The organism is Falsiroseomonas stagni DSM 19981, from assembly GCF_900114315.1.
Lineage (GTDB): Bacteria > Pseudomonadota > Alphaproteobacteria > Acetobacterales > Acetobacteraceae > Falsiroseomonas > Falsiroseomonas stagni.
The window spans coordinates 15,702-28,422 of the sequence record NZ_FOSQ01000015.1; the positions used below are offsets into that span (position 1 = coordinate 15,702).

Genomic DNA, 12,721 nt, shown 5'->3' on the forward strand with positions numbered 1-12,721 from the left:
GTGCCGGGCTCGCGAGGCCATGAAACGGGTCGCCCGCCATCCTCGACGGGGAAGGCGCTGGCGCTCACCGCGCTGATCACGGCAGCCGCGGGCACCGCCGCCTTCGCCCTGACGACGCCACGCCCGGGCTTCGTCACGGAATGCCTTGACCGCTCATCCGGCTACACGCGGGAGGAGGCCCTCGACCGCTGCGAGGAGGAACTCTCCGAATGGCGGCTTGACCGGACCCTGGCCACCATGGCCGCCGTGGCCGGCGCCCTGGTCGTCATCCCAGCCGTGACCGTCACCGGCATGGCGGTTGCCGCATGGCGGCCCTGGGTCCGGCGCCGCCCGCGCTGACGGCAGCGCGCGAGGACGGATCTACCCCGCCAGCAGGCTGTCCAGCGTCTCCGCCAGCAGGCGGAGGTCTTCGGGCCGGGACAGGCGGTGGTCGCCATCCTTGATGAGGATGACGCGCGCATCGCCCTGCGCCAGCGTGTCCAGGATGCGGATGGCGTGGCGCCAGGGAACATCAGGGTCCGCCATGCCCTGCAGGATGCGGACGGGGCAGGGCAGGTCGATGGGGGCGTCCAGCACCGACTGGCGCTTGCCGTCCTCGATCAGCGCCCGCGTTATTGGCGTCGGCTCCCCGTACTGGCTCGGCAGCTGGATGATGCCGTCGCGCATCAGCGCCTGGCGCGCCTCCGGCGGCAAAGCGGGCCAGAGCAGCGCTTCCGTGAAATCGGGCGCCGGCGCGATGCCGATCAGGCCGGCGAGGCGCGCCGCCCGCTGACGGGCGATCAGCAGCGCGATCCAGCCGCCCATGGAGGAGCCGACCAGGATCTGCGGTCCCTCCGTCAGCGCATCGAACAGCGCCAGTGCATCGGCGGCCCATTGCCCGATGGTGCCATCCTCGAACCGCCCGTCGCTCTCCCCATGGCCGGAATAGTCGAGGCGGAGAAAGGCCTGGCCGCGCGCCGCGCAATGGTCCCGCAGGAAGATCGCCTTCGATCCCTGCATGTCGCTGCGGAAGCCCGGCAGGAAGACCACGCCGGGACCCTTGCCCGGCAGCCGCGCCCAGGCGAGGCGGTCGTCGAGGCGGCCTGCTTCCTCCTTCATCGGGGAAGGCCGCGCCGCGCCAGGTTGGCCATCAGCGCGCCGATGCCGAAGGTCCAGGGCGGGCATTCATCGGTGCGGTCCACCTCATTCTCCAGCGCGCCGAGACGCGGCGAGGCGATGCGCACCACGTCGCCGGGCTGGTGCGTGAAGCCCATCCCCGGCGCGCCGCGATCCTTGGTGGGGGAGAAGGGCGTGCCGAGGAACAGCACCGCGCCATCGGGATACTGGTGGTGCGGCCCGATCATCTGGCCGACGATATCGGCGGGGTCGCGGCTGATCGACCCGATGCGGCCGGATTCCGACAATTCGAACCCGTCGCGGCCCGTGATGGTCAGGGTGATCTCGCCCTGGCGGATATCCTCCAGTGTGAAGCCGGCATCGAACAGGCGGATCAGCGGGCCGAGGGCGCAGGAGGCGTTGTTGTCCTTGGCGCGGCCGAGCAGCAGGGCCGACCGCCCCTCCACATCCCGCAGGTTCACATCATTGCCGAGTGTGGCGCCGACGATCCTGCCGCGGCCATTCACCACCATCACCGCCTCCGGCTCCGGATTCGACCAGTGGCTGATGGGGTGCACGCCGACCTTGGCGCCGGTACCGACGGCGGACAGGACGGGCGACTTGGTGAAGATCTCCGCATCCGCGCCGATGCCGACCTCCAGGTACTGGCTCCACCAGCCCTTGGCGACCAGGGCGGCCTTGACCGCCATGGCTTCGCGGCTGCCAGGGACCAGATTCGCCAGGTCATCGCCGATGATGGCGCGGACCTCCGCCCGCACCGCCTCCGCCTGGCTGGCATCGCCGCGGCAGCGCTCCTCGATCACGCGTTCCAGCATGGAACGGACATAGGTCACGCCCGCGGCCTTGATGGCCTGCAGGTCGATGGGCGCGACCAGGAAGGGCTGGCCGGCGTGGCGGGCGGCGTGGTGGGCGTTGGCGATGGCGGCCGGCAGGTCCAGCACCGCGGGCACGCCGCGGGCGCGGATGGCGGCGACCGGATCATCGCTGTTCAGCCAGGCGCTGGCGGTGCCGAAGGCGGGTGTCATGTCGAAGGCGGCACCGGCGAGCAGCGCGAAGACGGATGGCCCCTCCGCCGTCTGCAGGCGAAGGGCGAAGGCACCCTCCTTCCAATCGTCAGGCAGGCTTCCCGGCATGGGCATGGCTGGTCTCTCCCCGTTCGGACCGAGCCTAGCCGCATCGGCGGGATGGGGAAGGGGGCGCGGCCGCGCATCGGATGGCGATACGACCCCGCCCCGCCATGGCGGGGCTTGCCCCGGCCCCCTGATTCGGCGGAGCATCCCGGCCAGACAGGCCGCTTCGAGCCTTGAGGGAGGGACCCCATGACGATGATCACGCGGCGCGGCGCGCTGCTGGGTGGTGCGGGCATGCTGGCGGCGCCGGCGCTGGTCAGCCAGGTGGATGCGCAAGGCGCCTTCAACTGGCGCCGCTTCGCCGGCGAACGGATCGAGGTGAGCCTGACGGCCAACCCCCGCAGCCAGATCCTGATCCAGAACCAGCGGGAGTTCGAGGAGCTGACCGGCATCCGCGTCGGCTCCGAAGCCATCCCGGAACAGCAGCACCGGCAGAAATTCGTCATCGAATTCGCCTCCGGCCGCCCGAGCTTCGACGTCATCGGCATCAGCCTGCACGTCAACAAGCGCCAGGTCGGCCGCGCGCGCTGGACCGCCGACCTCAAGCCGATGATCGCCGATGCGTCGCTGACCTCGCCTGATTTCGACTTCGCCGATTTCGGCGCCGGTGCGGTGGCCTATTCGACGCAGGCCGATGGGCGGATGGATACGCTGCCGGAGTTCACGGACTACTTCATCCTCTACTACAACAAGGAAATCTTCGCCCGGGCCGGCGTCCAGGTGCCGACCACCTATGACGAGATGTACGAGACCGCCAGGCGCCTGACGGATGCGCGGGCGGGCCAGGCCGGCTTCGTCGGCCGCGGCGTGCGCAACGCCAATGTCGTACTCTACACCAGCTTCCTGCTGGGCACGCAGCAGCGGGACTGCACGGACGCCAACCAGCGCCTGCTGACGGATACGCCGGATGCCATCGCGGCCGGCGAATTCTACAAGAAGATCATGCGGGACTGCGCGCCGCAGGGCGTGGCCGGCTTCAACTGGAACGAGGCGCAGACCAGCTTCTCCCAGGGCCGGGCCGCCATGTGGCTGGATGGCGTGGGCTTCGCCGCGCCGCTGGAGGACCCGACCCGGTCCCGCGTGGCGGGCAAGGTCGGCTATGCCGTGGTGCCGCGCGGCGCGGCGCGCCACCATTGCGCGCTGTTCGGCACGGGCCTCGGCATCAGCGCCGGGTCCAATGAACGCAAGCGGGGCGCGGCGTGGCTCTATCTGCAATGGGCGCTGAACAAGCGGAACCAGCTGCGCTTCCTGACCGCCGGCGCCGGCGCGCCGGCCCGCCAGAGCCCCTATCGCGACGAGGAAGCGATCCGCACCAGCCGCTTCGGCCGCGACTATTTCGAGACGCTGATCGCCTCCTCCCGCATCGCCCATCCGGGCCTGCCGGAGATCGTGCCCGTCACGGAATTCCGCGACACGCTGGGCACGGCGCTGACCAACACGATCGGCGGTGCCGATGTGGCGACGGAGTTGCGCCGCGCCACGGAAGCCTTCCGCCCGATCCTTGAGCAATCCGAGCGCGCGACCTGATGTCTGGCGGCACCACCATCCCCGATGGCAAGGCGGCGGCGCTGACGGGCGCCGCCGCCGACAGGGTCCGGCGCAAGCGGGCCTATGCGCGGCACTACTGGCCCTTCGTCGTGCCCGCCGCGGTGGTGGTGGTTGCCGTCATCGTCTTCCCCTGGATCTTCACGCTCTGGATGAGCCTGAACGAATGGAAGCTGGGCTCCGGCCGCAGCTTCGTGGGCCTGGCCAATTACGAAAGGCTGTGGGGCGACGAACGCTTCCATGGCGCGATCTGGCGCACCCTGTATTTCACCGCGCTCGCCGTGGTGATCCCGGTGGTGCTGGGTGTCGCGGCGGCGCTGGCCTTCCATCGGAGATTCCCGCTGCGCGGCCTGGCGCGGACCATCTTCATCCTGCCCATGATGGCGACGCCGGTCGCCGTCGCGCTGGTCTGGACGATGATGTTCCACCCGCAGCTCGGCGTGCTGAACTGGATCCTGTCCCAGTTCGGCATCCCGCCCAGCCTCTGGGTCTATGATGCCTCCACCGTGATCCCGACGCTGGTGATGGTGGAGGTCTGGCACTGGACGCCGCTGGTGATGCTGCTGGTGCTGGGCGGCCTGGCATCCCTGCCGGTCGATCCCTATGAGGCCGCGAAGATCGATGGCGCGACGGGCTGGCAGGCCTTCCGCTACATCACCCTGCCGCTGCTGGCGCCCTTCCTGATGGTGGCGATCATCATCCGCACCATCGACGCCCTGAAGGCCTTCGACACCATCTACGTCATCACCCAGGGCGGGCCGGGGACGGCGAGCGAGACGATCAACATCTTCCTCTATCTGAACGCCTTCGCCTACTACAACATGGGCTATGCCAGCGCGGTGGTGGTGGTGTTCTTCATCCTCATCATCGGGCTCGCGCTGCTGCTGCTGTGGTCGCGCGAACGCTTCAAGGACGCGGCGTGATGAACGGCACCATGCGCGCCCGGCCGTGGAAGCGGCGGCTGGAGAATCTGGGCTTCGGGCTGGCGGTCCTCGCGCTGGTATCGCCGGCGGCGCTGGTCTTCCTGTGGATGCTGTCGCTGTCACTGAAGAACGAGGTCGACAACACCGCCTTCCCGCCGGTCTTCATCCCCAGCCCGCCGACGCTCGACAATTTCCGCGCGGTGTTCGAACGCAACGACTTCCTTCTGCAGGCCTGGAACAGCATCGTCGTCAGCTTCGGCGCGACCGGCATCGCGCTGCTGGTCGGCATCCCCGCGGGCTATGGCATTGCGAAAATGCGCGCCACCAAGGCGGCGGTGCTGATCCTGATCGCCCGCATCACCCCGGGGCTGTCCTACCTGATCCCCCTGTTCCTGCTGTTCCAGTGGATCGGGCTGACGGGCACGATCTGGCCCATCCTGATCACCCACCTGGTGCTGACGGTGCCGATCGCGGTCTGGGTGATGATCGGCTTCTTCGAGGGGCTGCCGGGCGAGCTGGAGGAGGCGGCGCTGGTCGATGGCGCGACCATCTGGCAGGCCTTCCGCCACGTGGCGCTGCCGCTGGCGCGGCCCGGGATCACGGTGGCGACGATCCTCGCCTTCATCTTCTCCTGGAACAACTTCATCTTCGCCATGGTGCTGGCGGGGCGGGAGACGCGGACCCTGCCTGTCGCGGTCAACAACATGCTGACCTTCGAACAGATCAGCTGGGGCCCGCTTTCCGCCGCCGCGCTGCTGGTGACGGCGCCGGTGCTGGTTCTGACGCTGGTGGCGCAGAAGCAGATCGTGGCGGGGCTGACCCAGGGCGGCGTGAAGGGCGGCTGACGGCGACGGCCGCCTGCGGCACGATGCGGGGATGAACGACATCGTCCCCGTCATCGACATCGCCGGCCTGCGCAACCCGGACCCCAGCGCCCGTCGCGCGGTCGCCGCGGAACTCGGCGCCGCCTGCCGCGGTCCCGGCTTCTTCCTCGTCACCGGCCACGGCATCCCCGATGCCGTCACCACCGGCCTGTTCGACGCCGCCCGCGCCCTTTTCGCGCTGCCGGATGCCGACAAGCAGGCCCTGTCCATCCGCCGGTCGCCGCACAACCGCGGCTATGTCGGCCTGTCGGAGGAACAGCTGGACCCGACGAAACCGGCCGACCGGAAGGAAGCCTTCAATGTCGGGCTCGTGATGGCACCGGACCATCCGGGAGATCCTGGCCGGCATCCCCTTCCGCGGCGTGAACCTCTGGCCCGAGGGGCGCGCCGACCTCCGCGCCGCCATTCTCGGGCATTTCGACGCGGCATGGTCGCTCGGCCGCCTGCTGCATCGCGGCTTCGCGCTGGACCTCGGGATCGAGGAGGATTTCTTCGACGCCCGGCTGGACCGGCCGCTGGCGACACTCCGCCTGCTGCACTACCCCGCCGGCAGCGGCCAGGCCGCGCCGCTCGGCGCCGGAGAACACACGGATTATGGCTGTGTCACGGTGCTGGCGACCGATGGCGTCGCGGGGCTGCAGGTGAAGCGCCGCGGCGGGGGGTGGGAGGATGTGCCGACGCTTCCCGGCGCCTTCATCTGCAACATCGGGGATTGCCTGATGCGGTGGACGAATGACGTCTATGCCTCCACCCCGCACCGCGTCCGCGCGCCGGAGGCCGAGCGTTATTCCGCCGCCTTCTTCCTGGACCCCAACCCCGATGCGGTGGTGGCCGTGCTGCCCGGCTGCACGGGGCCGGGCAACCCGCCCCGGTATACGCCGATCACCGGGGCCGCCTACCTCCGCGCGAAGCTGGACGAGACCTACGCGCATCGGCGCGAGCCAGGCTGAACCCTTCACGCGCGCGCCCGTCGGGGGTAGGAACCGCGGCTGATGGCCAGCCCCCCCGCCGTGTTGCAGGTCCTCCCCGCGCTCGTCACCGGCGGCGTGGAGCGAGGCACGATCGAGATCGCGGAAGCCATCCGCGATGCGGGCCTGCGCGCCATCGTCGCCTCCCAGGGCGGGCCGATGGTGGCGGAGCTTGACGCACTCGGCATCCCGCATGTCACGCTGCCGCTGCGCGCCAAGTCGCCGGTCGCGATCTGGCGCAATGCGGACGCGCTGGCGGCGCTGGCGCGGCGGGAAGGGGTGGCGCTGATCCATGCCCGGTCGCGCGCGCCCGCCTGGTCCGCGCTGATGGCGGCGCGGCGCATGGGGGCGGGGTTCGTCACCACCTATCACGGCGCCTACAATGAGGGCTTCCCGGGCAAGCGGCTCTACAACTCCGTCATGGCGCGCGGCGACCGGGTGATCGCGGTCAGCCATTTCATCGCGGAACTGGTCCGCGCGCGCCATGGCGTGCCGGAGGACCGGCTGCGGGTGATCCATCGCGGCGTCGATCCCCGCCGCTTCGACCCCGATTCGGTGCCGGCGGAGCGTGTGGCCGCGCTGCGTGCCGCCTGGGGCGCGCCGGATGACCGGCCGGTGGTGCTGCTGCCCGGCCGCCTCACGCGCTGGAAGGGCCAGGCGGTGCTGATCGAGGCGATGGCCAGGCTGCCCGGCAACGCCCTGGCCGTGCTCGCCGGTGGCGGGGGAGAGGGCGAGTATCGCGCCGGCCTGGTGGCGCTGGCCCGCCAGCACGGCGTGGCGGACCGCGTCCGTATCCTCGGCCATGTCGAGGCGCTTGGCACGGCGCTGCTGGCGGCGGATGTCGTTGTCCATGCCAGCACGGATGCCGAGGCCTTCGGCCGCACGGTGATCGAGGCGCAGGCCATGGGCCGCCCGGTGGTGGCCGCCGATCTCGGCGGACCGCGGGAGACGGTGGAGGATGGCGTCACGGGCTGGCGCGTGGCCCCCGGCGATCCCGCCGCGCTGGCCGCGGCGCTGATGCGCGTGCTGGCCATGCCGGCGGCGGAGCGTGATGGCGTGGCGCTGGCCGGGCGGGCCTCCGTGCTCGCGCGCCACACCACCGCCGCCATGCAGCGCGCCACCCTCGCGGTCTATCGGGAATTGCTGCCGTGAGTGCCCCTGGAACCGTGGGGCCGGTCCTCGTCATCCGCCTGGGCGCGCTCGGCGATTTCGTGCAGTCCTTCGGCCCCTTCGCCGCCATCCGGGCGCATCACCCGGCGGCGCGGATCGTGCTGCTGACGACGCCGCCCTTCGCGCCGCTGGCCCGGCGCAGCCCCTGGTTCGACGAGGTGTGGGAGGATGGACGCCCCGCCTGGACGGACCTGCCCGCCGTGCTGCGCCTGGCCCGCCGGCTGCGCGGGGCCGGCTTCGACTGGGTCTATGACCTCCAGACCTCCGGCCGGTCATCCCGCTACCGGCTGATGGTGGGGCTCGGCGCGCGGTGGTCCGGCACGGCCTGGGGCGCGTCCCACCCCCATGCCAATCCGCGGCGGACGGTGATGCACACGCTGGAACGCCAGCGGGACCAGCTGGAAATGGCGGGTATCCACCACTTCCCCGCGCCGGCGCTGGATTGGCTGGATGCGGACCTCTCGGACTTCGCCCTGCCGCCGCGCTTCGCGCTGCTGGTGCCGGGGGCGTCGCCGCATCGCCCGGGCAAGCGCTGGCCGGCGGATCGCTTCGCCGCCTTCGCCGCCGGCTGCGGCCTGCCCTGCCTGGTGCTGGGCGGAAAGTCGGAGGCCGCGCTGGCGGCGGAGATCACCGCCGCCGCGCCCAACGCGATCGACCTCGCCGGCCGCACCAGCATCCCCCAGGTGGCGGCGCTGGCGCGGCGGGCGAGCTTCGCGCTCGGCAACGATACCGGCCCCACCCACCTGATCGCCGCCGCGGGCTGCCCGACGCTGGCGCTGTTCGGGGATGAGAGCGACCCGGCGCTCTGCGCGCCGCGCGGCCCCGCCGTGGCGGTGCTGCGCCACGCGCCCCTTTCCGCGCTGGGAGTTGAGGATGTGCGCGCGGCCATGGCGGGGCTGGTGCCCCGCTAACCGTCACCCCGGGGCTGGCGCCCCGCTGATCGTCCCCCCGGGGCTGGTGCCCCGCTAGCCCACCCCCGCCTGGGTCCAGTTCCGCAGAGCCTCCTTCTCCGCCTCGCTCAGCGGTTCGTCCACCGCACGCACGGCGGCGACGAGCGTGGCGTAGAGCCGGCGCGCGTGCTGGGCGGCGGCGTCGGGCGCCGGTGCCTCGTTCAGCCGGGCGAAGCCGCGCAGCAGCCAGCGGAGGATGGCCGTGACCTCCCGCGCCGAGACATGCAGCCCCTGCGCGGCGGCATCGGCGGCGATGGCGGCGGCGGCGGCGGGCAGATCGGCCATCTCCAGCGGCTGCCTGGCGCCGATGGCGTTCAGGACGAAACCGATTTCCGCCGGCGCGAAGGCGGGCAGGTCCTGCGCCAGGCCCTTGTTGTCCCGCGACCCCCAGAGCAGGTCGCGCACCAGCATCGCGGCCTCCGCCATCAGCGCCTCGCGGCTTGGCGGTTCGGGTTCGGGCTCGGCGGGCGCCGGGGGTTCGGGCGCGGCTTGCGCCGGGGGTTCGGGCTCCGCCGCTGCCTGGGGCGCGGGTTCCGGTTCCGGGGCGGGCGCGGGCTCCGCGAGGACCTGGGATGGCTCGGGTTCCCGTGGGCTATCCACAGGAATCGCGGGCTCCGCCGCGATGGCCGGCGGGGTCGCCGCGGGTTCGGGCTGGGATGGCGCGGCATCCGCCGCGGCCTCGGGGGCATCCTCCGCCACCCCCGGGGTTTCGGTGGCGAGGCCGGGCTGGTCCTCCACGCCGGGCGGCAGGTCGCCGGGCGGGGGGCCGCGTTCCGGGTCGAAGACCCAGCGGCGGGATGCCGGGCCCGTCATCAGCAGCCGGGGGTCGCGCGCCTCCTCGATCAGGGCGCCGAGCGTACCGGCGCCGGCGTAGTTGGTGCTCTTGAGGGCGGGGAGGTGGCGGCTGATCTGGCTGCCGACCTCCGTCATCCGCAGCGCGCCGGCGGGGCTGCGGGCCAGGGCCTCCCGCAGCCAGGCCAGGGCGGCGGCGCGCAGGCCGCTCAGGTCCGGCGCGCGGGCGGGCGGGGCCTCCGCCCGCACCGGCTCCGGCCGCTGGTGGTCGGGCCGGGACGGTTCGGGGCGCGTCGGTTCGGGCCGGGGCGGGGATTGCTCGACCTGCGCGATGGCGACATTGCCCATGCCGTCATGCGCGAAATCGTCGAGGCCGACCACGATGTCGGCCGCCGCCAGGTAGGCGCGCTTGGCGGTGTTCTGCGCCAGGATGGTGATGCGGCGGTCATGGGCGCGCAGCCGGGCGAGGGCCGGCAGGAAGTCGCTGTCCCCCGACAGGATGACGAATTCGTCGAAGGTGGTCTTGTGGTCCAGCGCATCCCGGATATCGAGCGCCATCTTCATGTCGGCGCTGTTCTTCAGGTAGGCGACGGGCGGGCAGTCCACGATATCGAACCCCGCCTGCACGAAATTGGCGCGGAATTCCCCGAACCAGGTCCGGTTGCGCAGATCCCGCTGCTGGCGGTAGCGCGCCACGGCGCGGCCCATCTGGAAATCATGGTAGCCGCCAGGATTGAGGTAGCAGCGCCGGATCAGCGTCCGCCGCGTGGTGGGCGCGCCATCGCCTTCCCGCCCCTCCAGCCAGGCCAACCAGGCATCGGGCCTTTCGCCGAAGGCATAGGCCGCCCGTTCATCCCACCGCAGCAACGCCATGAAGACATTGTCGAAATCAACATACAGGGCCGCCCGCGGCGGCTTGTCGGCATCAGCCATGCGAAGGTCCGACTCCGTAACGCGTCCAATGGGGGCTACCTTAACCACGGCTGGCCGCCCCGGCACCAACGCTAAGAGATCGTTTGACAATGCTGGCGGCTGAGGGTTCGCGAGGGATTTTTCGACCCTGGCAGGAGCCGGACTTGCCGATGCTGGTTGCATCGGCAAGTTCGGCGTCATGCCGCAGGCGTGCCTCCGGCACGAGGCCAGGGGCGGAAAAGCCCAGCGAAACCGACCCGTCAGTCTTCTCAAACGGTCTTTAGCCCGCAACCTTGACGACGGCGTGCCGGGCTGGCCATGGTCCCGCCCCCTTTCACGCCTGGAGCCCGCTGCCCCCATGCCCGCGATCACCCTGCCCGACGGTTCCGTCCGCGCTTTCGACGGGCCCGTGACGGGCACGACGATCGCCGCCAGCATCGGCCCCGGCCTGGCCAAGGCGGCACTCGCCATGCAGGTGGACGGCGCGCTGCGCGACCTGTCGCACGAGATCACGGGCGACGCCGCCGTGCGCTTCGTCACCCGCAAGGATCCCGAGGCCCTCGACCTGATCCGCCACGACACCGCCCATGTGCTGGCCGAGGCGGTACAGGAACTGTTCCCGGGCACCCAGGTGACGATCGGCCCGTCGATCGAGAACGGCTTCTACTACGACTTCTCCCGCAACCAGCCCTTCACGACGGAGGATTTCGCCGCGATCGAGGCGAAGATGCGGGAGATCGTCGCCCGCAACGCCCCCTTCCGCCGCCAGGAGGTGAGCCGGGAGGACGCGATCGCCCTGTTCGAATCGAAGGGCGAGCGCTTCAAGGTCGAGCTGATCCGGGATCTGCCGGCGTCGGAGACCATCAGCCTCTACAGCCAGGGCGACTGGGTGGACCTCTGCCGCGGCCCGCATATGCGCGGCACCGGCGATATCGGCACGGCCTTCAAGCTGATGAAGGTGGCCGGGGCCTATTGGCGGGGCGACCACCGCAATCCCGTCCTGTCCCGCATCTACGGCACCGCCTGGCGCGACCAGAAGGAACTGGACGCCCACCTCCTCCAGATCGAGGAAGCGGAGAAGCGCGACCACCGCCGCATCGGGCGGGAAATGAACCTGTTCCACCTGCAGGAGGAAGCGACCGGCAGCGTCTTCTGGCACCCCAAGGGCTGGAAGCTCTACCGCACGGTGGAGGATTACATGCGCCGCCGCCTGGATGACGGCGAGTACCAGGAGGTGAAGACCCCCCAGGTGCTGGACCGGAAGCTCTGGGAGCGTTCGGGCCATTGGGAGAACTACCGGAAGAACATGTTCATGGCGACGGTGGAGGACCAGGACGAGGCGCATCGCCTCCTGGCCCTCAAGCCCATGAACTGCCCCTGCCATGTGCTGATCTTCAACCAGGGCATCCGCAGCTACCGCGAATTGCCGCTGCGCATGGCCGAATTCGGCGCCTGCCACCGGTATGAGCCCTCGGGCGCGCTGCACGGCATCATGCGGGTGCGCGCCTTCACGCAGGACGATGCCCACATCTTCTGCGAGGAACACCAGATCGCGGATGAGGCGGTGCGCTTCACCGCGCTGCTCTCGCGCATCTACAAGGACCTCGGCTTCGAGAGCTTCCGGGTGAAGTTCAGCGACCGGCCCGAACAGCGCGCCGGCGATGACGGCATCTGGGACCGGGCGGAGGGCGCGCTGCATGAGGCGTGCCTCAAGGCCGGCGTGGATTACGAGATGAACCCGGGGGAGGGCGCCTTCTACGGCCCGAAGCTGGAATTCGTCCTGCGCGACGCCATCGGCCGTGACTGGCAGTGCGGCACCTTCCAGGTGGATTTCGTGCTGCCGGAGCGGCTGGACGCCGAATACGTGGCGGAGGACGGTTCGCGGAAGCGCCCCGTCATGCTGCACCGCGCCATCCTCGGCAGCTTCGAACGCTTCCTCGGCATCCTGATCGAACAGCATGCCGGGCGCTTCCCGCTCTGGCTGGCCCCCGTGCAGGTGGTGGTGGCGACCATCGTGGACGATGCCGCCCCCTTCGCGAAGGAAGCGGCGGAGGCGCTGCGAAAGGCCGGGCTGCGGGTGGACCTCGACCTTCGGAACGAGAAGATCAACCGCAAGGTCCCCGACCACATCGCCCAGCGCGTGCCGGTGCTGGTGGTGGTCGGGCGGCGGGAGGCGGAGGAGCGCAAGCTGGTGCTGCGCCGCCTGCCGGGGCGGGACCAGGTGGAATTGCCGCTTGCGGAGGCGGTGGCGACGCTCTCGGCCGAGGCGACGCCCCCCGATATCCGCGGCTGAGCGGCATTTTTCGGCCCGGTCCGGCCCTGCCCATTAGT

The 12,721-nt window shown here is 70.9% G+C and carries 11 protein-coding genes and 1 pseudogene; 9 read left to right on the forward strand and 3 right to left on the reverse strand.

Annotated features, from left to right (window positions below):
* On the forward strand, positions 1-339 hold the full coding sequence (locus tag BM041_RS25525) for a hypothetical protein (protein ID WP_092962750.1): 339 nt from the start codon (positions 1-3) through the stop codon (positions 337-339).
* A 21-nt stretch (positions 340-360) separates the two neighbouring features.
* Here the strand turns inward: BM041_RS25525 and BM041_RS25530 are convergent, their stop codons facing one another.
* Both BM041_RS25530 and BM041_RS25535 read right to left on the reverse strand, forming a co-directional pair.
* Positions 361-1,098, reverse strand: coding sequence for an alpha/beta hydrolase (locus tag BM041_RS25530; protein WP_092962751.1), 738 nt, complete (start codon positions 1,096-1,098; stop codon positions 361-363).
* Entirely contained in the window at positions 1,095-2,255 is a 1,161-nt protein-coding gene (locus BM041_RS25535; protein ID WP_092962752.1) for a fumarylacetoacetate hydrolase family protein, read from the reverse strand. The genes BM041_RS25530 and BM041_RS25535 overlap by 4 nt, the downstream gene beginning before the upstream one ends.
* A 180-nt stretch (positions 2,256-2,435) precedes the next feature.
* On the opposite strand from BM041_RS25535, the gene BM041_RS25540 reads away from it, so the two are divergent.
* The 7 genes and pseudogenes from BM041_RS25540 (at position 2,436) to BM041_RS25565 (ending at position 8,647) form a co-directional block, all read left to right on the forward strand.
* On the forward strand, positions 2,436-3,773 hold the full coding sequence (locus BM041_RS25540) for an extracellular solute-binding protein (RefSeq protein WP_092962753.1): 1,338 nt from the start codon (positions 2,436-2,438) through the stop codon (positions 3,771-3,773).
* Positions 3,773-4,714, forward strand: a complete 942-nt coding sequence (locus BM041_RS25545) for a carbohydrate ABC transporter permease (protein ID WP_092962754.1) — start codon at positions 3,773-3,775, stop codon at positions 4,712-4,714. Before BM041_RS25540 ends, BM041_RS25545 begins: the two co-directional genes overlap by 1 nt.
* Positions 4,714-5,559: a carbohydrate ABC transporter permease gene (locus BM041_RS25550; RefSeq protein ID WP_245762271.1), complete on the forward strand. Its 846-nt coding sequence runs from the start codon at positions 4,714-4,716 to the stop codon at positions 5,557-5,559. The genes BM041_RS25545 and BM041_RS25550 overlap by 1 nt, the downstream gene beginning before the upstream one ends.
* 31 nt (positions 5,560-5,590) lie before the next feature.
* Positions 5,591-5,875, forward strand: a pseudogene (locus tag BM041_RS31585) (2-oxoglutarate and iron-dependent oxygenase domain-containing protein); the annotation flags it as partial.
* 85 nt (positions 5,876-5,960) lie between these two features.
* Complete coding sequence (locus tag BM041_RS31590) at positions 5,961-6,548, forward strand: isopenicillin N synthase family dioxygenase (RefSeq protein ID WP_245762272.1); 588 nt, start codon at positions 5,961-5,963, stop codon at positions 6,546-6,548.
* A 42-nt stretch (positions 6,549-6,590) separates the two neighbouring features.
* Positions 6,591-7,718 (forward strand): glycosyltransferase family 4 protein, encoded by a 1,128-nt coding sequence (locus BM041_RS25560; protein ID WP_092962755.1) that lies wholly within the window; start codon positions 6,591-6,593, stop codon positions 7,716-7,718.
* Positions 7,715-8,647, forward strand: a complete 933-nt coding sequence (locus BM041_RS25565; protein WP_245762273.1) for a glycosyltransferase family 9 protein — start codon at positions 7,715-7,717, stop codon at positions 8,645-8,647. Before BM041_RS25560 ends, BM041_RS25565 begins: the two co-directional genes overlap by 4 nt.
* A 54-nt stretch (positions 8,648-8,701) precedes the next feature.
* Here BM041_RS25565 and BM041_RS25570 read toward each other — a convergent pair whose 3' ends face one another.
* Positions 8,702-10,411, reverse strand: coding sequence for an NYN domain-containing protein (locus tag BM041_RS25570; protein ID WP_175534179.1), 1,710 nt, complete (start codon positions 10,409-10,411; stop codon positions 8,702-8,704).
* 337 nt (positions 10,412-10,748) lie between these two features.
* On the opposite strand from BM041_RS25570, the gene thrS reads away from it, so the two are divergent.
* The gene (gene thrS, locus BM041_RS25575) at positions 10,749-12,683 is read left to right on the forward strand and encodes a threonine--tRNA ligase (RefSeq protein WP_092962757.1); all 1,935 of its coding nucleotides are present in this window, start codon (positions 10,749-10,751) and stop codon (positions 12,681-12,683) included.
* Positions 12,684-12,721: the final 38 nt, after the last annotated feature.

Bases quoted from the DNA above. Each gene is read 5' to 3' on its own strand.
- BM041_RS25570 (WP_175534179.1), bottom strand. From the start codon at position 10,411: ATGGCTGATGCCGACAAGCCGCCGCGGGCGGCCCTGTATGTTGATTTC.
- BM041_RS25530 (WP_092962751.1), bottom strand. From the start codon at position 1,098: ATGAAGGAGGAAGCAGGCCGCCTCGACGACCGCCTCGCCTGGGCGCGG.
- BM041_RS25540 (WP_092962753.1), top strand. From the start codon at position 2,436: ATGACGATGATCACGCGGCGCGGCGCGCTGCTGGGTGGTGCGGGCATG.
- BM041_RS25560 (WP_092962755.1), top strand. From the start codon at position 6,591: ATGGCCAGCCCCCCCGCCGTGTTGCAGGTCCTCCCCGCGCTCGTCACC.
- thrS (WP_092962757.1), top strand. From the start codon at position 10,749: ATGCCCGCGATCACCCTGCCCGACGGTTCCGTCCGCGCTTTCGACGGG.
- BM041_RS25535 (WP_092962752.1), bottom strand. From the start codon at position 2,255: ATGCCCATGCCGGGAAGCCTGCCTGACGATTGGAAGGAGGGTGCCTTC.
- BM041_RS25545 (WP_092962754.1), top strand. From the start codon at position 3,773: ATGTCTGGCGGCACCACCATCCCCGATGGCAAGGCGGCGGCGCTGACG.
- BM041_RS25550 (WP_245762271.1), top strand. From the start codon at position 4,714: ATGAACGGCACCATGCGCGCCCGGCCGTGGAAGCGGCGGCTGGAGAAT.